This window comes from Clostridium autoethanogenum DSM 10061 (genome assembly GCF_001484725.1).
Classification (GTDB): Bacteria; Bacillota; Clostridia; order Clostridiales; family Clostridiaceae; genus Clostridium_B; species Clostridium_B ljungdahlii.
Genome location: NZ_CP012395.1, coordinates 2,187,425 through 2,211,114, shown reverse-complemented (window position 1 = coordinate 2,211,114; position 23,690 = coordinate 2,187,425). Strand labels below are relative to the sequence as shown.

22 protein-coding genes and 4 tRNA genes are annotated in these 23,690 nt (G+C 32.5%); 18 read left to right on the top strand and 8 right to left on the bottom strand.

The annotated features are described in order from the left end of the window. Positions 1-49: 49 nt before the first annotated feature. Both CLAU_RS10055 and CLAU_RS10050 read right to left on the bottom strand, forming a co-directional pair. The gene (locus CLAU_RS10055; RefSeq protein WP_013240805.1) at positions 50-1,354 is read right to left on the bottom strand and encodes a M18 family aminopeptidase; all 1,305 of its coding nucleotides are present in this window, start codon (positions 1,352-1,354) and stop codon (positions 50-52) included. Positions 1,355-1,392: 38 nt separating this feature from the next. Next, a complete protein-coding gene (locus CLAU_RS10050) occupies positions 1,393-2,472 on the bottom strand; it encodes an FAD:protein FMN transferase (protein ID WP_013240804.1) in 1,080 nt (359 codons plus the stop codon). 121 nt (positions 2,473-2,593) lie between these two features. On the opposite strand from CLAU_RS10050, the gene CLAU_RS10045 reads away from it, so the two are divergent. Next, entirely contained in the window at positions 2,594-3,823 is a 1,230-nt protein-coding gene (locus CLAU_RS10045; RefSeq protein ID WP_013240803.1) for an Nramp family divalent metal transporter, read from the top strand. A 63-nt stretch (positions 3,824-3,886) separates the two neighbouring features. Here the strand turns inward: CLAU_RS10045 and hydF are convergent, their stop codons facing one another. The 3 genes from hydF to CLAU_RS10030 form a co-directional block, all read right to left on the bottom strand. Continuing rightward, the gene (gene hydF, locus CLAU_RS10040; protein WP_013240802.1) at positions 3,887-5,122 is read right to left on the bottom strand and encodes a [FeFe] hydrogenase H-cluster maturation GTPase HydF; all 1,236 of its coding nucleotides are present in this window, start codon (positions 5,120-5,122) and stop codon (positions 3,887-3,889) included. A 19-nt stretch (positions 5,123-5,141) separates the two neighbouring features. Next, positions 5,142-6,539, bottom strand: coding sequence for an aspartate ammonia-lyase (locus CLAU_RS10035; protein ID WP_013240801.1), 1,398 nt, complete (start codon positions 6,537-6,539; stop codon positions 5,142-5,144). Positions 6,540-6,699: 160 nt separating this feature from the next. Next, positions 6,700-6,996: a hypothetical protein gene (locus tag CLAU_RS10030; protein WP_023162498.1), complete on the bottom strand. Its 297-nt coding sequence runs from the start codon at positions 6,994-6,996 to the stop codon at positions 6,700-6,702. 176 nt (positions 6,997-7,172) lie between these two features. Here CLAU_RS10030 and CLAU_RS10025 point away from each other — a divergent pair, with 176 nt between their 5' ends. From CLAU_RS10025 to CLAU_RS10015, 3 genes are all read left to right on the top strand, one after another. Further along, positions 7,173-8,576 carry an NAD(P)/FAD-dependent oxidoreductase gene (locus tag CLAU_RS10025; RefSeq protein WP_013240800.1) on the top strand — a complete coding sequence of 468 codons (1,404 nt, stop codon included), beginning with the start codon at positions 7,173-7,175 and terminating at the stop codon, positions 8,574-8,576. 64 nt (positions 8,577-8,640) lie between these two features. Next, a complete protein-coding gene (locus CLAU_RS10020) occupies positions 8,641-9,927 on the top strand; it encodes an adenylosuccinate synthase (RefSeq protein ID WP_013240799.1) in 1,287 nt (428 codons plus the stop codon). A 330-nt stretch (positions 9,928-10,257) separates the two neighbouring features. Further along, positions 10,258-11,013: an acyl-[acyl-carrier-protein] thioesterase gene (locus CLAU_RS10015; RefSeq protein WP_013240798.1), complete on the top strand. Its 756-nt coding sequence runs from the start codon at positions 10,258-10,260 to the stop codon at positions 11,011-11,013. A gap of 24 nt (positions 11,014-11,037) precedes the next feature. Here CLAU_RS10015 and CLAU_RS10010 read toward each other — a convergent pair whose 3' ends face one another. Continuing rightward, positions 11,038-12,267 (bottom strand): BaiN/RdsA family NAD(P)/FAD-dependent oxidoreductase, encoded by a 1,230-nt coding sequence (locus tag CLAU_RS10010; protein WP_013240797.1) that lies wholly within the window; start codon positions 12,265-12,267, stop codon positions 11,038-11,040. Between the two features lie 203 nt (positions 12,268-12,470). On the opposite strand from CLAU_RS10010, the gene CLAU_RS10005 reads away from it, so the two are divergent. The 6 genes from CLAU_RS10005 (at position 12,471) to CLAU_RS09980 (ending at position 14,231) form a co-directional block, all read left to right on the top strand. Next, positions 12,471-12,851 (top strand): CoA-binding protein, encoded by a 381-nt coding sequence (locus CLAU_RS10005; RefSeq protein WP_013240796.1) that lies wholly within the window; start codon positions 12,471-12,473, stop codon positions 12,849-12,851. A 10-nt stretch (positions 12,852-12,861) separates the two neighbouring features. Next, complete coding sequence (locus CLAU_RS10000; RefSeq protein ID WP_013240795.1) at positions 12,862-13,677, top strand: pyruvate, water dikinase regulatory protein; 816 nt, start codon at positions 12,862-12,864, stop codon at positions 13,675-13,677. A gap of 225 nt (positions 13,678-13,902) precedes the next feature. Beyond that, positions 13,903-13,977, top strand: a tRNA-Glu gene (locus CLAU_RS09995). A 15-nt stretch (positions 13,978-13,992) separates the two neighbouring features. Next, a tRNA-Val gene (locus CLAU_RS09990) sits at positions 13,993-14,068 on the top strand. 5 nt (positions 14,069-14,073) lie between these two features. After that, positions 14,074-14,150: transfer RNA gene (locus CLAU_RS09985), tRNA-Asp, on the top strand. A 5-nt stretch (positions 14,151-14,155) separates the two neighbouring features. After that, positions 14,156-14,231: transfer RNA gene (locus CLAU_RS09980), tRNA-Thr, on the top strand. Between the two features lie 51 nt (positions 14,232-14,282). On the opposite strand, the gene CLAU_RS09975 is transcribed toward CLAU_RS09980, so the two are convergent. Beyond that, complete coding sequence (locus CLAU_RS09975; RefSeq protein ID WP_013240794.1) at positions 14,283-15,269, bottom strand: ATP-binding protein; 987 nt, start codon at positions 15,267-15,269, stop codon at positions 14,283-14,285. Further along, positions 15,262-16,260, bottom strand: a complete 999-nt coding sequence (locus tag CLAU_RS09970) for a DnaD domain protein (RefSeq protein ID WP_013240793.1) — start codon at positions 16,258-16,260, stop codon at positions 15,262-15,264. Before CLAU_RS09970 ends, CLAU_RS09975 begins: the two co-directional genes overlap by 8 nt. A gap of 355 nt (positions 16,261-16,615) precedes the next feature. On the opposite strand from CLAU_RS09970, the gene CLAU_RS09965 reads away from it, so the two are divergent. The 8 genes from CLAU_RS09965 (at position 16,616) to accB (ending at position 23,676) form a co-directional block, all read left to right on the top strand. After that, the gene (locus CLAU_RS09965) at positions 16,616-17,683 is read left to right on the top strand and encodes an NAD(P)H-dependent flavin oxidoreductase (protein WP_013240792.1); all 1,068 of its coding nucleotides are present in this window, start codon (positions 16,616-16,618) and stop codon (positions 17,681-17,683) included. A gap of 38 nt (positions 17,684-17,721) precedes the next feature. Further along, complete coding sequence (locus CLAU_RS09960) at positions 17,722-18,198, top strand: MarR family winged helix-turn-helix transcriptional regulator (protein ID WP_013240791.1); 477 nt, start codon at positions 17,722-17,724, stop codon at positions 18,196-18,198. Then, positions 18,191-19,171 carry a beta-ketoacyl-ACP synthase III gene (locus CLAU_RS09955; RefSeq protein WP_013240790.1) on the top strand — a complete coding sequence of 327 codons (981 nt, stop codon included), beginning with the start codon at positions 18,191-18,193 and terminating at the stop codon, positions 19,169-19,171. The genes CLAU_RS09960 and CLAU_RS09955 overlap by 8 nt, the downstream gene beginning before the upstream one ends. Before the next feature lie 70 nt (positions 19,172-19,241). Beyond that, entirely contained in the window at positions 19,242-20,180 is a 939-nt protein-coding gene (gene fabK / locus CLAU_RS09950) for an enoyl-[acyl-carrier-protein] reductase FabK (protein WP_013240789.1), read from the top strand. 21 nt (positions 20,181-20,201) lie between these two features. Beyond that, positions 20,202-21,140 (top strand): ACP S-malonyltransferase, encoded by a 939-nt coding sequence (fabD, locus tag CLAU_RS09945; RefSeq protein ID WP_013240788.1) that lies wholly within the window; start codon positions 20,202-20,204, stop codon positions 21,138-21,140. Between the two features lie 10 nt (positions 21,141-21,150). Then, complete coding sequence (fabG, locus tag CLAU_RS09940) at positions 21,151-21,897, top strand: 3-oxoacyl-[acyl-carrier-protein] reductase (RefSeq protein ID WP_013240787.1); 747 nt, start codon at positions 21,151-21,153, stop codon at positions 21,895-21,897. A 25-nt stretch (positions 21,898-21,922) separates the two neighbouring features. Beyond that, positions 21,923-23,161, top strand: coding sequence for a beta-ketoacyl-ACP synthase II (gene fabF, locus CLAU_RS09935; protein ID WP_013240786.1), 1,239 nt, complete (start codon positions 21,923-21,925; stop codon positions 23,159-23,161). Positions 23,162-23,163: 2 nt separating this feature from the next. Continuing rightward, complete coding sequence (gene accB, locus CLAU_RS09930) at positions 23,164-23,676, top strand: acetyl-CoA carboxylase biotin carboxyl carrier protein (RefSeq protein WP_013240785.1); 513 nt, start codon at positions 23,164-23,166, stop codon at positions 23,674-23,676. Positions 23,677-23,690: the final 14 nt, after the last annotated feature.

Genomic DNA, 23,690 nt, shown 5'->3' with positions numbered 1-23,690 from the left:
AACTAAAAAAGGTTTTTGGAAAATCTAAAAACCTTTTTTATATAAAATATTATAGATCGTAAAATTTATTAAAGGATTCTAAGGCATACACATAATCTTTTATGCCACCTAATTCTCTTACAGAATGCATAGATAATATAGCTAAGCCCATGTCTAAGGACATCATGTTTATATGACTTGAAGATATTGGACCTATAGTTGAACCTCCTCTTTCATCTGACCGATTCACAAATACTTGAACAGGAACTCCAGCCTTGCAGCATATATTTTTATATATGGCACTGGATACAGCGTCTGTAGTATAGCTCTGGCTGGCACTTATTTTTATAATAGGGCCTTTATTTATAATAGGTCTGTTTACAGGATCAGATTTCTCTCCATAATTTGGATGCAGTGCGTGACCCAAATCACAGGATATTATAAATGATTTTGATATAGCTCTGTAAAAATCATCTTTGCTTTTACCAAGATTGAAAGCTATTCTTTCTAATATAGACAAGAGCATAGGTGAATTTGCACCTTGTTTTGTGGTGCTCCCTACTTCTTCATTGTCAAAGCATACCATTACATTTGTAGTATTTTTAATCTTGCTATTTGAAATTGCTTTTATTCCTGAATAAACCATGCTTAAATCGTCCAGTCTTCCTGAGGATATAAATTCCTGGTCAGCTCCTATTATGCTGCCTTTTTCAAATTCATATAGGAATAAGTCAAAATCCAATATGTCTTCTTCGGGTACTGAAAGTTCTTCGCTTATAATTTGAGTAAGGTAATGCCCCTGCTTGAATTTGTCATTTACTAGTGCTAAAAGAGGGAGCATATGCTTTTGTCTATTTAATTCAACACCTGAATTTATATTCCTATTCATATGTATTGCTAAGTTTGGTATTATCATGAGAGGTCTTTTTATGTTTAAAAGTTTTATTTCAGGATGAAAGGAGTCTTTACCTTTTAGAACAATCCTTCCTGCTAATGAAAGAGGTCTGTCCATCCATGTATTTAATATAGGGCCTCCATACACTTCTGTATTTAGCTTTACATAAGCACCTTCTACTTCTATGTCTGAATTTGGCTTTACTCTAAAGCTGGGTGAATCAGTATGGGCTCCTATTATTCTAAACCCCTCATTTTCAAGTTCACCTTTTCCAACTGTAAAAGCAATAAGGGCAGATTGATTTTTAGTTACAAAATATTTACCACATTTTTTTATTTTTAAAGCTTCTTCCTCTTTAATTTCTACAAATCCAAATTTTTTAAGTTCAGATATAGCATTTTTTACTGCATGAAAGGAAGTTGGACTTTCATAAATATAATTTATAAGTTCCTCTGCCTGTTCAATTTCATAATTTTTCATAATATCCTCCTTAAAATTCAATAGATAATTTATCTATGTTAGTTTGCCATTTTAAAATTTTTATTTAAATCAGAAAATTTATCTTTAAACTTTGATGATGTGTAAATTTTAGTATCTTTAGTAGTTACTTCACAAGATATACCAGGCATTTTGTTTACAAGGTTCACACCATCTTTGGGGCCTAATTCAAATACAAGAAGAGACATGATGTCGGCTATGGTATTACTATCAGAGATATTATTGTCAACTATAACAGTTACACTCATAACTCCATTATCTACAGGATATCCTGTTGAAGGATCAAGTATATGGTGATATCTTTTACCATTTTTTATAAAATATCTTTCATAATCACCTGAGGTAGATAATCCTTCGTTTGATAGTTTAACTGTACCTAACATATCATCACCTCTAGGGTTTTTAATTCCTATTCCCCAAGGGGAATTACTTTCATTTTTACCAACTGCATATATAGAACTTGAACCTAAATCTATAAAACCGTTTTTTATATTATATTTTTTGTAAATCTTTAATACTTCATCGGCAGCAAAACCTTTGGCAATTCCGCCTAAATCTAAGGCCATGCCGGGCTGTGTTAGCATAACACTCTTATTTTTTTCATCAACTTTAATCTTATCATATCCGACCAGTGGTAATTTAGATTTAATTTCTGAATCAGATGGTAGTCTTGCTTTGTCGGTACCTATTCCCCATAGATTTACTAGAGGACCTACTGTAATATCCCATTTATTACTTATTTTTGAATATTTTTGTGAGAGGTTTATCATTTTAATTATTTCAGGATGAACCTTTACATAATTTTTGCCTGAAGCATTGTTAATTTTCATAATATCGCTGCTATTTACAGTAGTACTTGCCATATCATTTAGTTGATACAATTTTTTAACACTTTCATCTACTGCTTTTTGAGCATTAGGCCCATAGGCTTTTAAATCCATTGGCGTATCCATCGTTATTATGTTTTTTTCATAAAGCTGATTATTAGAAGTATTATTGTAAGAACATGAACTAAGTAGTAAAATGAATGACAAACAAACTATTAGTTTTAAAACATGGAATTTTATCTGTGAACTGTATTTTTCACCATTTCGTAACATTTTACATCACCTCATATGTTATATTATATATGACTCATGTTTGTACATCAACTAAAGGAAAAGAGGTATAATTTATGTATATATAAATGTAATGTATATATAAAAATAGGAGAATAAAAATATGAAAAAGAAAAATAAATTTTTATTGATATTAAGCATAATTGGTCCTGGATTAATTACAGTAAATGCTGGAAATGATGCAGGAGGTATTACTACTTATGCGACTGTTGGAGCATCCTATGGTTACAACATGCTTTGGGGATTGTTATTAATAACATTTAGCTTGTCTGTTATACAGGAAATGAATGCTAGAATGGCTGTTGTGACAGGAAAGGGACTTTCTGATTTAATCAGAGAAAATTTTAGCGTTAAGCTTGCTTTTTTTGCAATGATAATTTTATTTGTTGCTAATTTTGGTGTTTGTGTAGGTGATTTTGCTGGTATAGCTGCTAGCATGGATATGTTTGGAATAAATAAATATATTTCTGTTCCTATAATGGCGTTTGTTGTTTGGTTTCTTATTACAAAAGGGTCTTATTCAAATATAGAAAAGATATTTTTAGCTTTTACATTTGTGTTTTTTTCTTATATAATAACTTGTTTTATAGAAAAACCAGATTGGAATCATGTAATAAGAGCAACTTTTACTCCTACTTTAAAATTTGACAGTGGATTTATTTTGGCATTTATAGGAATGATAGGTACTACAATTACACCATATATGCAGTTTTATCTTCAATCTTCTGTAGTAGATAAGGGATTGCAAATAAAAGACTATAAATATGAAAAATTAGATGTATATTTAGGTTCCATTTGGGGAAATTTGGTTGCATTTTTTATAATAATATGTACTGCTGTTACCTTATACAAAGCAGGAATAAAAATAGATAGTGCCAGCCAAGCTGCACAGGCACTTAAGCCGCTAGCAGGAAACTATGCGTCGATCCTCTTTGGAGTTGGACTTTTCGGAGCATCTGTGCTTGCATGTATGGTTATTCCATTGTCTACTTCATATGCAATATGCGAGTGCTTTGGACTTGAAAGCGGATTAGATCATAAGTATAAGGAATCACCTGCTTTTTATGGTATTTTTACTTTTATGATAATATTTAGTTCAATAATAGTATTGATACCTAATGTATCATTAGTAGGGGTTATGCTTATTACCCAACAGCTTGCAGGAATTTTATGTCCTATTATATTAATATTTATGGTATTACTTACTAATAACAAAGAACTTATGGGTGAGTATGTTAACAATGGATTACAAAATATTATTATATGGGTAACAGTAATATTTATAATTGTTCTTTCAGTAATTCTTTTTGTTTCACCTTTTATTAAAATTTAGTATATATAAAAAATTAGAAATAAAAAATCAACGGTAAAAATTGCAGCCGCTGATTTTTTTAGGTCAATTTTCATCATCCCATGCCATTTTAGCTAGTGGAAATGGTTTTAAAGCTCTATCTAGTATACCTTGGACATATGCAATAAGTATGCCATAGTTTACAATAGGGACATTAAGCTCTTTTGCAGTATTTATTCTATAAAGCATTGCGGCTCTATTTAACATGCAAGCACCGCAGTGAACTACTAAGGCATATTTCTTTATTTCTTCTGTAAAAGAAACGCCAGATGAAAATTCGAAATCTATTTTTTTACCGGTAATTTGTCGTATCCATCTAGGAATTTTTACTTTACCTATATCATCAGATTGTCTATGGTGAGTGCAGCCTTCTGCAATAAGTACTTTGTCTCCATCTTCTAATTTTTTTACAGCTTTTACTCCTTTTATAAGTTCTACTAGGTCTCCTTTGCATCTTGCAAATAGGATGGAGAAGGAAGTCATCAATATATCTTTTGGGGTATCTGCTGCTACTTTTAAAAATGCCTGAGAATCTGTAACTACTATTTTAGGTTTTTTCCCTAGGTTTTGTAAGGTTTCTCTAAGTTCGAATTCTTTAGTTACCACTGCAGTAGCATCACTTTCCAGTATATCTCTTATGGTTTGCTGCTGAGGGAGAATAAGTCTTCCTTTAGGAGCTGCTTTATCTATTGGAGTTACAAGAACCACAAAGTCTCCAGGGTTTATTAAATCACCAATTACTTTAAATTTATCTTCACTTTGAGGTTGCGCAGCTATTATTTGATTTTTTAACTCAAGTATACCTTTTCTTTTAAGTGCAGATACTTTTACAATTGGTATTTTGAGTTCTTTTTTCATATGTTCTACATCTAAATCTTTTATATCAGCAGCATCGATTTTGTTTAAGACTCCTATAAGGGGAATTTTTTTATTTTTTATTTGATTTATTATAGACTCGTCATAATCTGTAATTCCAACAGTTGAATCTATTACAATTATTGATATGTCAGTTTTATTTAAAACACTTAATGTTTTTTCTTTTCTAAGTTCGCCGAGCTCGCCCTCATCATCAAGACCTGCGGTATCTATTATTACACAGGGGCCTATGGGAAGTATCTCCATAGATTTATAGACTGGATCTGTAGTAGTACCCCTTACATCTGATACAATGGCTATATCTTGTCCTGTTAAGGCGTTTATAATACTTGATTTGCCTGCATTCCTTTTGCCAAAGAGTGCTATATGTGTTCTTACTGAGCGAGGTGTTTCATTTAAACTCATAAGTAATCTCCTCCAATATTTATTTGCCAGGTATACCTGGTTTTGTCAGCTGATATGGATTTATTATTTCATCTATTTTTTCCTTAGGCAGTATTTTTTCTTCATATAGAATTTCTCTTATAGTTTTATGATTTTTTAAGGCTTTCTTTGCAAGCTCACTAGCTTTATCATAACCTATGTAATGTACTAATGCAGTTACCAGTGCTGTGGAATTTTCAAGATTTTTTTTACAATTTTCTTCATTTACTTTGATTCCGTTAATGCACTTTTCTCTAAATAGTGTAACTGTTCTTTCTAAAAGTTCTAGAGATTCAAGTAGACATTCTGCAATGAGAGGAGTGAATGCATTTAACTCCAATTGACCTGAACTGCTGGCCATAGTAATTGCTGTGTCGTTTGATATTACTCTCATACTTACTTGTGCCACCATTTCAGCTATGACTGGATTTACTTTTCCTGGCATAATAGTAGAACCTGCTTGTACCTTTGGAAGAATGATTTCTCCTATTCCTCCAAAAGGTCCTGAATTTAAAAGCCTTAAATCATTTGAGATTTTTAAAAGGTTGCAGGCTAGGGACTTTAAAAGTCCTGAGACCTCAACAAATACATCGCAATTTTGAGTAACATCCATAGGATAATCGGAACGGGCAATTCCAAGACCGGTTAAGTCTTGAAGTACATCGGTTATCTTATATATAAATTTATTAGTTGCATTAAGGCCTGTACCTATAGCGGTACCGCCTATGTTGATTTCCCTGAGTCTTTCTTCTACTTTATATATTCTCCATCTATCTCGAGCGATTGCTTTGGCGTAAGCCCCAAAACCTTGTCCTACCATCATGGGAAGCGCATCCATTAGCTGAGTTCTACCTAATTTCAATATATCTGAAAAATCGTTTTCTTTAACTTGAAGTTCTTCCTGAAGATCGGACAGGCAACTGCTTAGTTTTCTTATGCGTCGTATAGCTGCGATTCTAAGAGCAGTAGGATAAACGTCATTTGTGGATTGAGACATATTAACATCATTTAAAGGATGTACTAATGAATAGTTTCCCTTTTCGCCGCCAAGTATTTCTATAGCTCTATTTGCTATGACTTCATTTACATTCATATTTGTGGATGTGCCGGCTCCACCTTGAAATGCACTTAACTTAAATTGATTGTCAAATTTGCCGCCGATAACTTCTTCACTAGCTTTAATTATGGCATCGGCTTTTTCAATTTTAAGTTCTCCTAAATCTTTATTGACTAGGGCAGCTGCTTTTTTTATGAGTGCAATTTCTTTAACTAAATTTAAATTAATAGTTTTGTTCTGTAAATTAAAATTTTCTAAAGCTCTTTCAGTATTAATACCAAAATAGGAAGAGGCTTCAACTTCCTTTTCTCCAAGTAAATCTTTTTCTACTCTAAAGTTCACATTTTATCCCCCTTAAGTTAATAACTAAAATTTAACTTATTAATATTTTATAACAAAAAAGCTAAAAATAAAATAGAATGCAATTTTGAAGACAAACATAAAAATAAGCACTTAAATTTAATTAAGTACTTATTTTCAAGAGGTATAGAAGTATTAAGATTTACCAATCCCAGTCATCAAAATCAATTGGGAATACAATCGGGAATATGAATGGGGAATATGGCATTCTGTGTCTACGTCTACGTCTGTGTCTTCTTCTCCTTCTTCCATGTTGCCTGTATAGATCATCTCCTGATTCAGCAAAATCATCCTCTTCATCCATCATTTCTGGATTGTAGGGGCAGTTATATACAGGGCAGTAATAAGCAGGGGAAGAAGTATAAGTATCTTCATCAGCACGATCATAATACTGGATGTTTTCTTCTTTATCATTTGAGTTATTTTGACTGGTATTCATTTAATGCCTCCATAAGATTTACTATATTATCATAGTATGATGAAAGGAAAAACTTGTTACAGAAAATTTAACTATGGAGTTTTACGAATTTTATTATTATTTTAATAAAAATTATTCGTACTTTTCTGTTGACTGTAACATACAATTTTGATACCATATTGTAGGAGGGATGCTATTTGAAAGAAAAATATGATGTAATAATAGTTGGAGCTGGTCCTGCGGGAATATTTACTGCTTTAGAAGTTACAAAGCTTAACAAAAATCTAAGTGTACTTATAATTGATAAAGGCAGAAATATAGAGGATAGAAAGTGTCCGGCTAGGATAAATGGAAAGTGTGTAAATTGCAATCCATGTGGTATCACTTCTGGCTGGTCAGGTGCAGGAGCTTTTTCTGATGGAAAGCTTTCTTTAAGCCCAGAAGTCGGGGGTAGAATTTTAGAGTATTTTTCAGAAGATGAATGTAAAAGGTTAATAAAATATTGTGATGATATATATTTAAATTTTGGAGCTAACAAGGTTGTATATGGATTAAACAATGAAAATATAGATAAGATAAAATATGAAGCAAGCAAATATAATATTCGTCTTATACAGTGTCCTGTTAGGCACCTGGGAACAGAGTTAGCCTATGAAGTACTGAAAAAAATGTATTACCATCTTTTGAATAACACAAACACTGAATTTAGTGAACTTACTACAGTAGATGAGATATTGGTAGAAGGTGATAGTGTAATTGGAGTTTGTGTGGAGAACAAGGATGGTAAGAAAAAGGTTTTAGCAGATAATGTAGTAGTTGCTCCAGGCAGGGGTGGTGCAGAATGGTTTTCAAATCAATCCAAAAAGTTAAAATTAAGAACTACAAATAATGCTGTAGATATAGGTGTTCGAGTTGAAGTACCAAATTCAATAATGGATCATTTGACTAAAGACTTATATGAAGCCAAACTTGTATATTATTCTGATACTTTTGATAATAAGGTTAGAACTTTTTGCATGAATCCAGGTGGTGTAGTATCAGAAGAGCACTATGATGGCACCATAGCAGTTGTAAATGGGCATAGTTATGAAGAAAAAGAATTGAGAACAGAAAATACAAACTTTGCAATGCTCGTTTCTACATCCTTTACGGAGCCCTTCAACCAACCTATAACCTATGGTAAGTATATTGCAAAGCTTGGAAATATGCTTACTGGAAATGGCATAATGGTGCAAAGGCTGGGAGATTTATTAAATGGAAGAAGGACTGATTATTCAAGACTTAAAAAATCTACTACTATTCCAACTTTAAAATCAGCAGTGCCTGGAGACTTAAGTTATGTTTTGCCTCAGAGATATCTTACATCTATAGTCGAGGCACTAAAAGCTTTTAATAATGTTGCACCAGGACTTTATAGTAAAAATACACTTTTGTATGGAGTGGAGGTAAAATTCTATTCTAGTAAATTTGATACAAATGATAAGTTTGAAACTCCTATAAAGAATTTATATGCCATAGGAGATGGTGCAGGTATTACAAGAGGACTTATGCAGGCATCAGTAACAGGTGTAGTAGTTGGAAGAGACATAGTTAGCAAGTAATTGTAAATTATTATATATTATTTTGAAAGATTTGGGTTATACAAAAAAAGGGGAGGAAATTCTCATGTCAGCATTTATTGTTTTAGGATCCCAATGGGGTGATGAAGGAAAAGGAAAGATGACAGATTATCTTGCAAAAGGGGCAGATGTTGTTGTCAGATTTCAAGGTGGAAATAATGCAGGTCATACAGTTGAAGTAGGAGATAAGCAATATAAACTTCATCTTGTACCATCTGGAATATTGTATAAAGATAAGGTGAATGTAATTGGAAATGGAGTAGTGCTTGATCCAAAAGCATTATTTGAAGAAATGGATTATTTAAAAGACCTAGGAGTAGACATATCACCTGAAAATTTAATAATAAGTGATAGAGCCCAACTTATTATGCCGTACCATAAGATATTAGACGGTATAAAAGAGAGAGCAAGAGGTAAAAAAGATATAGGAACTACAGGAAAAGGAATTGGACCGTGCTATACGGATAAAATGGAAAGAAGCGGCATAAGGGTTTGTGACCTTATGCACCAGAACATATTTGAAGAAAACCTAAAAGAAAATTTAAAAATAAAGAATGACATAATAACTAAGGTTTATGGAGAAAAGGCTCTTGACTTTGATACTATATACAATGAATATATTGATTATGCAAAGAAATTAGCCCCTTATGTTAAAGATATATCTGTAGAAGTATATAATAGTATAAAAGGTGGAAAAAAGGTATTATTTGAAGGTGCACAGGGTACTTTGCTAGATATAGATTATGGAACTTATCCTTATGTTACATCTTCAAGCACTATTGCTGGTGGAGTATGTATTGGTTCAGGAATAGGACCTACTATGATAACAGGAGCAGTAGGTATTGCAAAGGCGTATACTACAAGAGTAGGAAAAGGACCTTTCCCTACAGAGCTTTTTGACAAAACAGGAGAATGGATTAGGGAAAATGGTCATGAATATGGAGTTACTACAGGAAGAGCTAGAAGATGTGGATGGCTAGATCTAGTAATACTTAAGACTAGCAGCAGAGTTTCTGGACTTACAAGCTTTGCTATTACAAAAATAGATACTTTAGCAGGACTTGAAAGGGTAAAAGCATGTGTAGGATATAAATTTAATGGAAAAGTTATAGACTACGTACCTGCAAGTTTAGAAGATTTAGCTAAATGTGAACCTGTATATGAAGAATTTGAAGGTTGGGGCAGGGAAATAGAAAATGCCAAAACTTATGACGAGTTACCACAGAATGCTAAAAAATATTTAAATAGAATAGAAGAATTTACGGGAACAAAAGTATCTATAGTATCTGTTGGACCAAGAAGAGATCAGACAATAGATGTAAGTGAAATATAAACAGAGTTCTTGGCATCATATGGAGTTTTGGCTCCACCTGATGCTTATTAACAGGCTTCTTAGTGCTTCAGCACTTAGAAGGCGTTATCCTTTAGGGAAAATCGTTATCCAGGGACGTAGCTGCTCTTTACTCCTACTTGGAGAAGAAGGAGGATTAGAGCAGGTAGTCATCGGATAAATTAAATTTATCACCCTTAAATAAATTTATTAAATTAAGTTTATTTAAGGGTGAATTTTTTATCTTTAGCAATTTTATTCTACAGAAAAAATGAAAATTATATTATAATATAGATGTGATCAAAATGCATAAGGTGAGGAGGGTAAATAAAATTGGGAAAGTTAGTTACTGAAAAAGAATACGAGGTCCAATACTATGAAATAGATTTTAGAAAGAAGTTGCTTGTAACAAGTCTTATGAATTATTTTGAAGATGTATCTACAAAACAATCAGAAGACATAGGAGGAGGACTTGATTACTTAAAACGAAAAGGGGTAGCTTGGGTACTATATAAATGGGATATACATATTGATAGGCATCCTAATTATGGTGAAAAAATAGCAGTTCAAACTAAAGCATATTCCTTTAGAAAGTTCTATGGATATAGGACCTTTAAGGCTTTAGATGATAAGGGAAATGTCATTGCATCAGCCAATTCAATATGGCTTCTTATAGATAAGGAAAAACGTAAAGTAATCAGGATAACTGAAGATATGTATAAAATGTATGGTGTAGCTGAAAATGAGATAAAACCGTTGATCATTAAAAAGATAAAGTTACCAGAACAGTTTGACATAGAAAAAAGTTTTAATGTAAGATACAGTGATATAGATACCAACAGGCATGTCAATAATGTTAAGTATGTAGACTGGATTGTGGAAACTATACCTCTTGATATAGTGCTTAATTTTACTATAAAAAATCTAAATATAACTTATGAAAAAGAGGCATTATATGGAGAAAAAATAAAAATATATACTAAACTGCAAAAGAAACAAAATAGTTATATATCTCTGCATAAGATAGTAGATCAAGAGGAAAAGGAATTATCAGTAATAGAAGCGGTTTGGGATAAAAATGAAGAATAAAAAGCAGAGAGAAAGGCTGATGAATTATGTTTCAGCAGCACTTTTCCCTGCAGTAAATCCTGAACTCCAGGCCCATTGTAAATTAAAACCACCACAGTCACCATCCACATCCAAAATCTCTCCTGCAAGATATAAATTTTTTATTTTTTTTGATTCTAAAGTAATGCTATTTACTTGAGAGGTGTCGACTCCTCCGCAGGTAACTTGAGAATTTTTGAAGGAATTAGTATCATATACTGTAAATTGCCAGGATTTGAGCAAGCGACATATATTCTTTTTTTCCTGCCAGTTTAATTCACTACATGGTTTGTGAATATCTTCAACGGATGATTCCTTTAAAAGTATAGGTATGATTTTTTTATTTATCACTCCTATGAAGGAGTCGAATATACTTCTGTAACCAAAAGTTCCCCAACGATTTTCTAAGAATTCTATTAAATCCTTTTCTTCAAAATCTGGAAGCATGTCAATTTTGATCTTAACGGACTTTTTACTAAATAAATTACAGGAGGCTATACGACTTATATCAAGTATAGGTGGCCCTGATATTCCATAGTCTGTAAATAATATTTCTCCATATTCCCTTTTTTGTATTATATTATCCACAATTATATATACATACCCATTGAATTTTACTCCCGATAAGGCTTTTAAATGATTATAGCTTAATTTCAACTGTACAAGGCCAGGAAGGGGAGGTATTATACTGTGGCCAAGGTTTTTACATAGAGTAAATCCCGAACCGTCAGATCCTGTATTAGGGGCAGATTTGCCACCTGTACATAATATTAGTTTATTACATTCGTAAATTTCATCATTACAGTATATTTTAAAGGATTTTTTATTAAAGGCTATATTACTGACTTTTGAATTTAAATAAACAGGTATATTTCGATCTTCAATAGCCATTTTTAATATATCTAGTACGGAAGATGATTGAAGAGAAAGGGGATACATCCTTCCATTTTCCAAGGTTGTAATCGGAAGACCTAGTGAATTAAAAAAGTTTATTGTGTCGTCAAGGGAAAAACTATTTAAGACACTTTCAAAAAAATGAGTATTTTTACTGTGATATCTGCAAAAATCTATATTTTTATTAGTTATATTACATCTACCATTTCCAGTTGATAATATTTTATTACCTATTCTACTTTTAGATTCTAAAATTGCTACGTCTTTTCCTCTGTCTTTTACTGTAATTGCAGCCATGATACCAGAAGCACCTGCACCAATTACTATGATTTCATGAAACATGTAGATACATCTCCTATTTAAAAAAATTCATTTATAGCTATATTTTAACTTACTTGTACTTTTTTTAATACAGTTTGCAAAAAAATATATATTTAACTGCAGTTTGTAATATAATAAAAACAACATTATAAACATGAACGAAGTAAAAATTCGTTTCTATAACCTTATATATTATATATTTTGTAAAAAGGAGTGTTGTCCAAATGGAAGCTGCTAATTTTCTATACTATAAGAACTGGGTAGTAGTTGGTGATGTGTCTAATGAAGAAAAATATGCTTTTAAAATATTAAGTTCTCTTAAGGGTGCAATGTATAATGCAGAGGGAGTGAATCCTAGAGATGCTAGCGGAAAGGTATACAAATCTTTAAGTGAAATACCTTTTAAAGTAGATGTACTTGATTTATGCATAAATCCTAAAACTGGTATTGATATAGTTAAAAAGGCTTTTGAGATTGGTATAGACAAAATATTAATACAGCCAGGTGCAGAAAGTGAGGAAATATTAAATTTCTGCAGTAATAATGGAATTTCTGCAGTAAAAGGATGCGCACTTGTAGAACTTACGAAAAAACATAAAGCTTAGGAGGTTTTTTATGCTTAAAATATATGCAGTTTCTGACTCTATAGGTGAGACTGCAGAACTTGTTGCTAAAGGTGCTGCTAGCCAATTTTATTCAGAGATAGAAGTACATAGGGTACCTTATATAAAGAGTTATGAGGATGTAAATGAATTTATAAATGGGTTAGAAAGCAAAGAAAATATCATGGTTATATCTACAATAGTCCTTGTAGAAGTAAGAGAATTTCTGGTTCAAAGGTGTGTAGAATGTGGTATTCCTATAAATAATATTTTAGGACCTTGTATAAGTATGGTATCAAGGATACTAAATAAAATACCTGAATATAGGCCAGGTGCTGTATGGGAAATAGATTCTGAGTATTATAAAAAGGTAGAGGCAGTAGAGTTTGCCATAAAGTATGATGATAGCAAGGATAATTCAGGAATAAAATATGCGGATGTTGTTCTTTTAGGCCTTTCTAGAACTTCTAAAACGCCACTTTGTATGTACCTTGCAAATAAGGGAATAAAAGCTTTGAACATACCGCTTATGCCGGAAGTACCTGTGCCAGAGGAGTTGTTTGAGATTGATAGAAAAAAGATTGTAGCCCTTACTATAGATCCAGTCCACTTAATCGAAGTAAGAAAACATAGAATAGATAGATACAATACTATATCTAATAGGTTTAAGTATGCAAATGAAGAAAGGGTTCTTCAGGAATTAGAATTTTCAGATAAGCTTATAAGAAGATTAAGGTGTAAGGTAATAGATGTGACAAAAAGGGCAATAGAGGATACAGCATTAATTGTAATGGAATATATAGGATACATGGAATCAAAAGGTTATTAAAGTACAAATTTTATTATAAGAAGGCCGTTTTTTGCTTTTAGATTCAAAATTATATGAGAAATTTTAAATTATGAAATTTACTTAATACGTTGATACATAAGGGATTACAAAGAAAAGCCTAAAGATGTCCAATAAAATATCACAAAAAAGTATTGACACTTTATAAAAAATTTTGTATTATAGTGTATGTCAGGTCGTCAGGTACGACTTAATAAAACAGTATAAGGCCCCTTGGTCAAGTGGTTAAGACACCACCCTTTCACGGTGGTAACAGCAGTTCAAGTCTGCTAGGGGTCACCAAGAGTAAGTATATGTGGGCGCATAGCTCAGCTGGGAGAGCATCTGCCTTACAAGCAGAGGGTCACAGGTTCGAGCCCTGTTGTGCCCACCACATATGGCTCAGTAGCTCAGCTGGTTAGAGTGCCGGCCTGTCACGCCGGAGGTCAAGGGTTCGATCCCCTCCTGAGTCGCCATATGTGCTGGCATGGCTCAGCAGGTAGAGCAACTGACTTGTAATCAGTAGGTCGTGGGTTCGATTCCTACTGCCAGCACCAAAAATAAGAATGTATTTTTAAATACATTCTTATTTTTTTTATTTAGATATTTTATTTGAAATTTTTATTTTGTATATTTTGTTTTATTCTTATGTCCTCTCCGAAAAATTTGTATAAGGTAAATTCTCCAAGCAATCTAGATGAAATTCTCTCTGAATAGCATTTTAAAATTTCTTCTAAGTCATAGTTTGTTGATACAAGCATTTTGCTTTGTTTCAATAGTTTTTTATTTAAAAGGTTAAATAGTTCAGTTTTAGAAAAATCGGTTATTTGTTCAGATCCTAAATCATCTATTATAAGTAGATCACAATTCATTAAAATATCTTCTAATTCTATGCTATTGTTGAACCTTATATCCTTTAGGTCTTTAATCAAGGATTCAGAGGTTCTATAAATTACTAAAAAACCTCTGTCTATCAATTCTTTTGCTATACAATTTGATAAGAAGGTCTTTCCAGTTCCGGCAGATCCATAAAATAATAAATTCTCGCTGCAGTTAGAAAAATTTTCTATGTATTTCCACGATGTAGATGCTATTATTTCTATATTTTTTCTAGGGCTTGTAGGATTTCCCTCACTTTTGGTGGAGGAATATAGTTGAAAGTTAAAGTTATCGAAGTTATTCTTAACTAACATATTTTTGAAGTCAGAATTGCTATAGTAAAGTTTAATAAGTTTTTGTTTGTAACAGTTGCATTTTTTGTTCCCAATGAATCCAGTATCTTTGCATTTATCACATTTATAGGACATATCTAAATAATTTACAGGATAATTATTAGATGTTAAAATATGAGCTTTTTTTATCCTTAAATCTGAAATTTTTTGGTGAAGCTCCTTTAAGTAAATATCCTTGTTTGAAACATTGTTTAATATATTTATTGATAATTTTAAGGAAAGTCTACCTATTTGATTTTGTATGTTTAATACTTCAGGTAGGTTTTTTTTAATTTCTTCCTTCCGTAAGCCTAAAGCCTTTTTATCATCGTCTCTTATTTTTTCATATATCTTCATTATATTAGAGTGATAGCTTTTAATCATTCTTATCCCATCCTAGTAGTTTTTTCTCCAAGTCTTTAAAGTCATAGTTTCTCTGTTTAAAATTGTTGAAGGTTCCTTTTGAACTTTTATTTTCTGTAATTCTCTTTACATTTTTAAAATTGCTTTTATTTACTTTCTTTAAATCCTTTTTTTCTATATCTTCTAATGTCTTAATTTTATCTTTATTCCAGCTTGTTAATATTCCATCAATATATTTAAAGTCAGCCTTATTTATTCTTTGAAAACATATATCACAAGCTTTATATATAATTTCCACTGAGAAATTATAAGCTTGAATCCATTTAGAAAGTAAATCCTCTTGAGGCTTCATTATTTCCCCATCTTTTATACCAAGATAGCCTAAAATTTTTCTTATTTTAATCCATTTATCTTCATGTTTTTTTATAAAAGACTGTGCATCATTTATATCTTTTATTTTAGCGTCAAACCAAGATATTGCAGTTTTTTCTATATATCTGCTGTTGGTTTTACCTTTTAAAGCACAGTATTGAACTAAAAGAAGTATAATCTCTGGAGAAAAATTAAAATCATTTAACCAGCTTATGTACATAGTCATTTCTTTTGAAGACAAGGTCCTACCCAAGGATTTTTCTATGTCTTCAAGCATATCTTTAATAGAAGTTTTATTTAATTCTTCAAGTAAATTTATATCATCTTCTTTTTCATTGTCTCTATCTGATAAATCTAAAAATTCTATGTTATAATTCCCCATATTGTCAACAGGTACCATTTTAATAACATTTTCGTCATTCCAGTAGTTCCAAGCATTTAAAACATCCGTTTCTAAAAGATGCAAAGCACTTGCAACAATTTGAGAGCTAACTCCTAACTCACCTGATTTGCAATATTTTAGCCCAAGCAGGTATACTTTAACAAATTCCCCTCGGGCTTTAGGCATAAACTTATCTATAAAAACGTTGCTTACAGGAGTATAATTAGCTTCAGCAGTCTTAAATACAAAAGTACTCATATATTTTTTACCTACCTTTATAAGCTTTGTTTTAAAAAGCTATCATATAAATATTATAACAAAATATAAAAAGTATAACAATGTAATACTTTTGGAATTATTTTCTATATTTAAGTTTACTAACTTTTCAATTTATTATATTATAGAGTTTAAAGACATAGTTTTAAACTATTTTATTTTAATATTATATTAAAATTACTTGATTATACTAAGGCAAATAGGATAAAATTAAATTTTAGGATATAGTAGTCTTTAATCTTAAAATTTTAAGATGCTGGACAGTTAAAAGTTTTTAATATATACTTTGAATATCAAAATATTCGAGTATCAAAAATTATTTGAAGGAGGGGGTCACATGAAATTACCTCCATTAATCATAGGAGATCTAAAAGCTAAAATACCTATTATACAAGGTGGAATGGGCGTAGGAATTTCCCTACATAATTTAGCACAGGCAGTAGCAAATGAAGGTGGCATAGGTATAATTTCTACAGTGCAGATAGGATATAGAGAACCTGATTTTGAAGCTAACCCAACGGAGGCTAACCTTAGAGCATTGAGAAAGGAAATACAAAAAGCTAAAGAATTAAGTCCTAAAGGTATAATTGGAGCAAATATTATGGTGGCTATAAATGATTATAATGATATGGTAAAGACTTGTATCGAGGAAAAAGCTGATATTATAATATCCGGAGCAGGACTTCCACTTAATCTACCTAAGCTTGTTGAGGGAAGCAGCATAAAGATAGCACCTATAGTTTCTTCAGGAAAGGCAGCTTCTCTTATAATTAGACACTGGTTGAAAAAATATTCTAGACTTCCGGATTTAGTTGTAGTAGAAGGACCTAAAGCTGGGGGACATTTGGGATTTCATTTAGAACAATTGCAAGAGGGAAAAGAATGTTTAGAAGATATAGTATGTGAAGTAATCAAAGTAGTTAAATATTTTAGAGAAAAATATAATAAAAATATTCCTGTAGCAGCAGGTGGTGGAATATATACAGGAGCGGATATTGCAAAATTCTTCAAGTTGGGTGTAGATGCAGTACAGATGGGAACACGTTTTGTGGCAACTGAAGAATGTGATGCTAGCATAAACTTTAAAAAGGCATACATAGATTCAGAAAAAGAGGATATAAAAATAATAAAAAGTCCTGTAGGGCTTCCTGGAAGAGCTTTAAGAAATAAGCTTATAAGGCAAGCTGAAGAAGGGAGAATTGCGCCTAAAAGGTGTTACAATTGTTTGAAAAAGTGTAATCCTAAGGAAACTCCTTATTGTATATCTAGAGCACTGATCAATGCTGTTAAAGGAAATATAGATGAAGGGCTTATTTTTGTTGGAAGTAATGCTTATAGGGTAAACAAAATTGTAAAGGTTAAGGAACTTATGAAAGAGTTAGTTTTAGAGGCAGAAAGTATTTGATATAAGTGGCATAAATTAATTGTCAAAGTGGTGATCTAGTGAACAAAGGTATAAATGTTATAAATGAATTGTTAGTAGATCTTTTTAACGATATTTTAGTAATAGAACAAAAATCCCTTCAATATGCAACATTTAAAGATTTATCTGTTACGGAGGTACACACTATAGAAGCTATAGGTATGGATAAACCGAAGAGAATGAAAGATGTTGCTTGTCAACTAGATATAACTATGGGGACCTTAACTACGGCCATAAATCGTTTAGAAAGAAAGCAATATGTTACACGAACAAGGAGTAAAGAAGATAGAAGAATTGTATACATACAGTTGACCCAAGAAGGAAAACTTGCCTTTAGAGTTCACCATAAGTTTCATTCTAATATGGTTGAAGAAATCGTAGGAGAGTTAACGGAAGAAGAAGAAGGGGTTTTAATTAAATCATTGGAGAAACTCAATAATTTCTTCAGATCAAAGTATAATCTAAAAATTGGATCAAAGGAGAAGAATAATGAATAAAGTAGAAATTACAGGTACAGGAAGCTATGTTCCTCCCAAGATTGTGGATAATAATGATCTGTCTCTCATAGTAGATACCAGTGATGAATGGATAACAAGCAGAACAGGGATAAAGGAGAGAAGGATATCTCAAGGAGAAGATACCTCAGATATGGCAACAAAAGCAGCTATAGAGGCAATTAAAGATGCTAAAATAAGTGTAGAAGATATTGAACTTATAGTGCTTGCAACTGTTACTCCAGACAGCTTTATGCCTTCTACTGCCTGTATAGTTCAGAAAAATATAAAGGCAGTAAATGCTACATGCTTTGATGTATCGGCAGCTTGTTCAGGTTTTGCATATGCAATGGATATTGCAGTTCAATTTATAAGGGCTGGAAGGTTTAAAAATGTTCTTGTCATAGGAGCAGATACATTTTCTAAAATACTTGATTGGAAAGATAGAAGCACTTGTATATTGTTTGGTGATGGTGCGTCAGCTGCATTTTTGCAAAGTGGAGAAGAAGATCAGATACTTTCAACTTATACTGGATCAGATGGAAATAAGGGAGATTCATTAACATGTCCTGCAGTAGCTGTAAACAATCCTTATGTTGATGGTGTTATAAGCCCTATTAAGAGTGTAGTTGGAATGGAAGGAAGAGAAATATTTAAATTTGGAGTAAAAGTTTTAGAAAAATCAGTTAAAGCCCTGCTTCAACAGGCTAATTGTACTTTAGAAGAAATTAAATATATAATTCCTCATCAGGCAAATTATAGGATAATAGAATGTGCAGCAAAAAAACTTGGAATAGGTATGGATAGGTTTTACATCAATTTAGATGCTTATGGCAATACCTCTGCTGCAAGTATAGGAATAGCTCTAGATGAAGTTCGCAAAAAAAACTTAGTTAAAAAAGGGGATAAAATACTTATTGTAGGTTTTGGAGGAGGATTAACCTATGGAGGATTTATATTAAAGATAAATTCATGATTTATATAAAACTCTGGAGGTTAAAAATGATATTAGAAAAAATTAAAGAGGATAAAGGGAGGTTAAATTTATGATTAATTCTGTATTTTCAAATATGGTAGGAATAAAGTATCCGATTATTCAAGGAGCGATGGCTTGGATTGCAGACAGCTCACTAGCAGCTGCAGTATCAAATGCAGGAGGACTTGGAATAATTACTGGAAACGCACCACTTGAATGGGTAAGAGATGAAATACGAAAGGCCAAAAAACTTACAGATAAACCTTTTGGCGTAAATATAATGCTTTTATCAGAAACAGCTGAAGCAGTAGCTAAGATGGCATGTGAAGAAAAAGTTAAAGTTGTAACTACTGGAGCAGGAAACCCAGGAAAATACATAGATATGTGGAAGGAAAATGATATAAAGGTTATACCTGTTGTAGCATCTGTAGCATTAGCTAAAAGAATGGAAAGAGCAGGAGTGGATGCAGTTATTGCAGAAGGCTGTGAATCTGGAGGACATGTAGGAGAGCTTACTACTATGTCATTAGTACCTCAAGTAGTAGATGCTGTAAGTATCCCTGTAATTGCAGCAGGTGGTATTGGAGACGGAAGAGGTGCAGCAGCTGCTTTTATGTTGGGAGCTCAGGGAATACAGCTTGGAACTAGATTTTTAGTTGCAAATGAATGTACAGTCCATGCAAATTATAAAGAAAAAGTGTTAAAGGCAAAAGATATAGATACACAGGTTACAGGTAGGGTCACGGGCCATCCCGTTCGTGTTCTTAGAAATAAACTAGTGAGAAAATTTCAGCTGTTAGAGAAAAATGGAGCACCTATGGAAGAATATGAAAAGTTAGGAAGAGGAGCTCTTGCAAGGGCAGTTCGAGAAGGAGATATAGATAACGGTTCTGTTATGGCAGGTCAGATAGCAGGGCTTGTATGTAAAGAACAAAGCTGTGATGAGATTATTCAGGAAATATTTAAAGAAACTCAGGAGAACTTAAAAAGAGTTGAAAATATGTTTTAAAAATAAAATTTGGAGGTATATATGGGTAAAATAGCTTTCTTATTTTCAGGACAGGGAGCCCAGTACGTAGGTATGGGAAAAGACCTTTTTGAAAATATAGATGTATGTAAAAATGTGTTTAAAGATGCGGATGAGGTATTGGATTTTTCAATAAGTAATATGTGTTTTGAAGGTCCGGAAGAAGATTTAAACAAAACTGAAAATACCCAACCTGCAATTTTAACTACAAGTATAGCAGCTTTAAGAGCATTGGAGGGCTTTGGAATTAAGCCTGATATAGCAGCAGGTTTAAGTCTTGGTGAATATTCAGCTCTTGTATGCAGTGGTGTTATGGAATTTAAAGAAGCAGTTTCCCTAGTTAAAAAGAGAGGAAAGTATATGCAGGAGGCAGTGCCTGAAGGTATTGGTACAATGGCCGCAATACTAGGATTAGATTATGTAAAAGTGGAAAAAATATGTGCAGATAGTTCTTCTTTTGGTATAGTGGAAACTTCAAATATGAACTGTCCGGGTCAGGTAGTAATTGGAGGAGAAATAGAAGCTGTAAAAGCTGCTTGTAAGCTAGCAAAAGAGCGGGGGGCTCGCAGAGCTATAGAGCTTTCAGTTAGCGGACCTTTTCATACTTCTATGTTGAAGCCGGCAGCAGAAAAGTTAGAAGGAGAATTAAATAAATTATCCCTTAAGGAGTTTTCAATTCCAGTTGTAACAAATGTTACAGGGGAGGTAATTGAAAAACTAGATAATGTGAAACCTTATTTGAAAAGGCAGGTTATGAGTACTGTACTCTTTGAAAAAAGTATAAATACTATGATTGAAGCAGGGGCAGATACTTTTGTAGAAATAGGACCTGGAAAGGTTTTGAGTGGATTTGTAAGAAAAATAGACAGAAAAGCCCTTATATTAAATGTTCAGGATATTAAATCATTAAATTCTACTGTGGAAGAATTAAAAAATAGATAGGAGAATTAAAATGGATATTGTTGGTAAAAAGGCAGCGGTAGTTACAGGCGGAGCTAAAGGTATTGGAAGAGCCATTGCACTTAAATTGGCAGAAGACGGATTTAATATAGTAGTTAATTATAGAAGCAGCTTAAATTCAGTAGAAAAAGTAATAGATGAAATTAGGGAAAGAGGGTCTGAAGCCATTGCAGTTCAGGGTGACGTAAGTATATTTGAGGATGCAAAAAATATTATGAAGCAGGCAGTAGATACTTTCGGTAGAATAGATGTGCTCGTAAATAATGCAGGAATAACTAGAGATGGACTGATACTTAGAATGAAAGAAGAAGACTTTGATAAAGTAATAGAGGTAAATTTAAAAGGAGCCTTTAATTGTATAAGGCATGTGAGTCCTATAATGGTTAAACAAAGAAGTGGTAAAATAATAAGTATATCTTCAGTAGTAGGAGTTACAGGGAATGCTGGCCAAGTAAACTATTCTGCAGCAAAAGCTGGAATAATAGGCATTACGAAGTCTACAGCTAGAGAATTAGCATCAAGAGGAATAAATGTGAATGCTGTAGCACCTGGTTTTATAAAAACCGATATGACAGAAGTTCTTTCAGATAAAGTTAAAGATACTACATTAAATAATATACCTCTAAAAAAATTTGGAAATGCTGAAGATGTAGCAAACGTAGTAGCCTTTTTAGCATCTCCAAGTGCAGATTATGTAACAGGTCAGGTAATAAACGTAGATGGTGGAATGGTAATGTAAAAATTTTTAAGGGTTGGTGAAAGATATGGAAAAGAGAGTAGTAATTACAGGACTTGGAGCAATTACACCAGTAGGAAATGATACCAATACATTTTGGAATAATATAAAAAATGGAGTTTGTGGAATAGACTTTATTAAGGCTTTTGATGCAGAAAATTATAAAGCAAAAGTTGCAGCAGAAGTTAAAGGATTTGATCCGCATGAGCATTTAGACAGAAAAGAATCAAAAAGGTTTGATAGATTTTGTCAGTTCGCTATGGTTTCAGCAATGGAAGCTGTAGAAGATTCTAAACTTGATATTGAAAGTGTAGAGAAAGAAAGGTTTGGAGTAGTTATTGGTTCAGGTATAGGGGGAATAGGAACTATAGAAAAACAACATTCTGTGTTAGAGGAAAAAGGACCTAACAGAATAACTCCTTTATTTATACCAATGATTATAAGCAATATGGCTGCTGGAAATATAGCTATAAAATTTGGAGCTAAGGGACCATGCAGCAATATAGTTACGGCTTGTGCTACAGGTACAAATTGTTTGGGTGAAGCTTTTAGAATGATTAAAAATAATCTCGCAGATGTAATGATAGCAGGTGGAACCGAAGCATGTATTACACCATTGTCTATGGCTGGATTTGCTGCAGCAACTACTTTAACTAAGAGCACAGACCCTAAAAGAGCATCTGTTCCTTTTGATAAGGAAAGAGATGGATTTGTAATGGGAGAAGGTTCCGGTATATTGATATTGGAGTCATTAGAACATGCTCAAAAAAGAGGAGCTAAAATATATGCGGAATTAGTTGGATATGGTTTTACATGTGATGCATATCATATGACATCACCAGCACCAGGTGGTGAAGGCGCAGCAAGGGCTATGAGCCTTGCTATAGAAGAAGCTGGAATTGAAAAAGAAGAGGTATCTTATATAAATGCTCATGGAACAAGTACAAAAATAAATGATAAAGTTGAAACAGAGGCAATTAAAAAAGCTTTCGGAGATTATGCAAAGAATATACCTATAAGCTCTACAAAATCAATGACTGGACATTTGCTTGGAGCTGCAGGAGCAATAGAGGCTATAATAAGTGTTAAGGCTTTAGAAGAAGGAATTATACCTCCTACAGTAGGATATAAAGTTCAGGATGAGGAATGTGACTTAGATTATGTTCCAAACAAGGCAAGAAAGGCTGAACTTAAATATGTTATGTCTAATTCTTTAGGATTTGGCGGACATAATGCAGTAATTTTATTAAAAAAGTGGAGTGAGTAAATATGGACTTTAAAGCAATTGAGAATATGATAAAAACTATGGATAATTCAAAGCTTGGATATTTAGAAGTTAATTGGGATAACGTATCTATAATTATGAAAAAGCAGGGTGAAGAAGGAAATATAAAACAGGTAAACATAGTAAAAGGAAATGGAGAAAATGTAAAACCTGTCTTTGAAAAACAAAGTGACAAAATTGAAGCAAAAGAAGATAATATAGATAAGGTAAAAAAAGTTGAAGAAAAAAAAGATGATGATATAGAGGACAGCAATATAAAAGAAGTAAAGTCACCTATAGTAGGTACTTTTTACAATTCATCAGGACCTGAAAAACCTGTTTTTGTAAATGTAGGATCTAAGGTAAAAAAAGGAGACACTCTGTGTATAATAGAAGCTATGAAACTTATGAATGAGATTCAAAGCGAGGTAGATGGAGAAGTAGTGGATATTTTAGTTAAGAATGAACAGATGGTAGAGTATGGCCAGCCGCTATTTAAAATAAAAACTGAATCTTAACAGCTGTGGGAGGA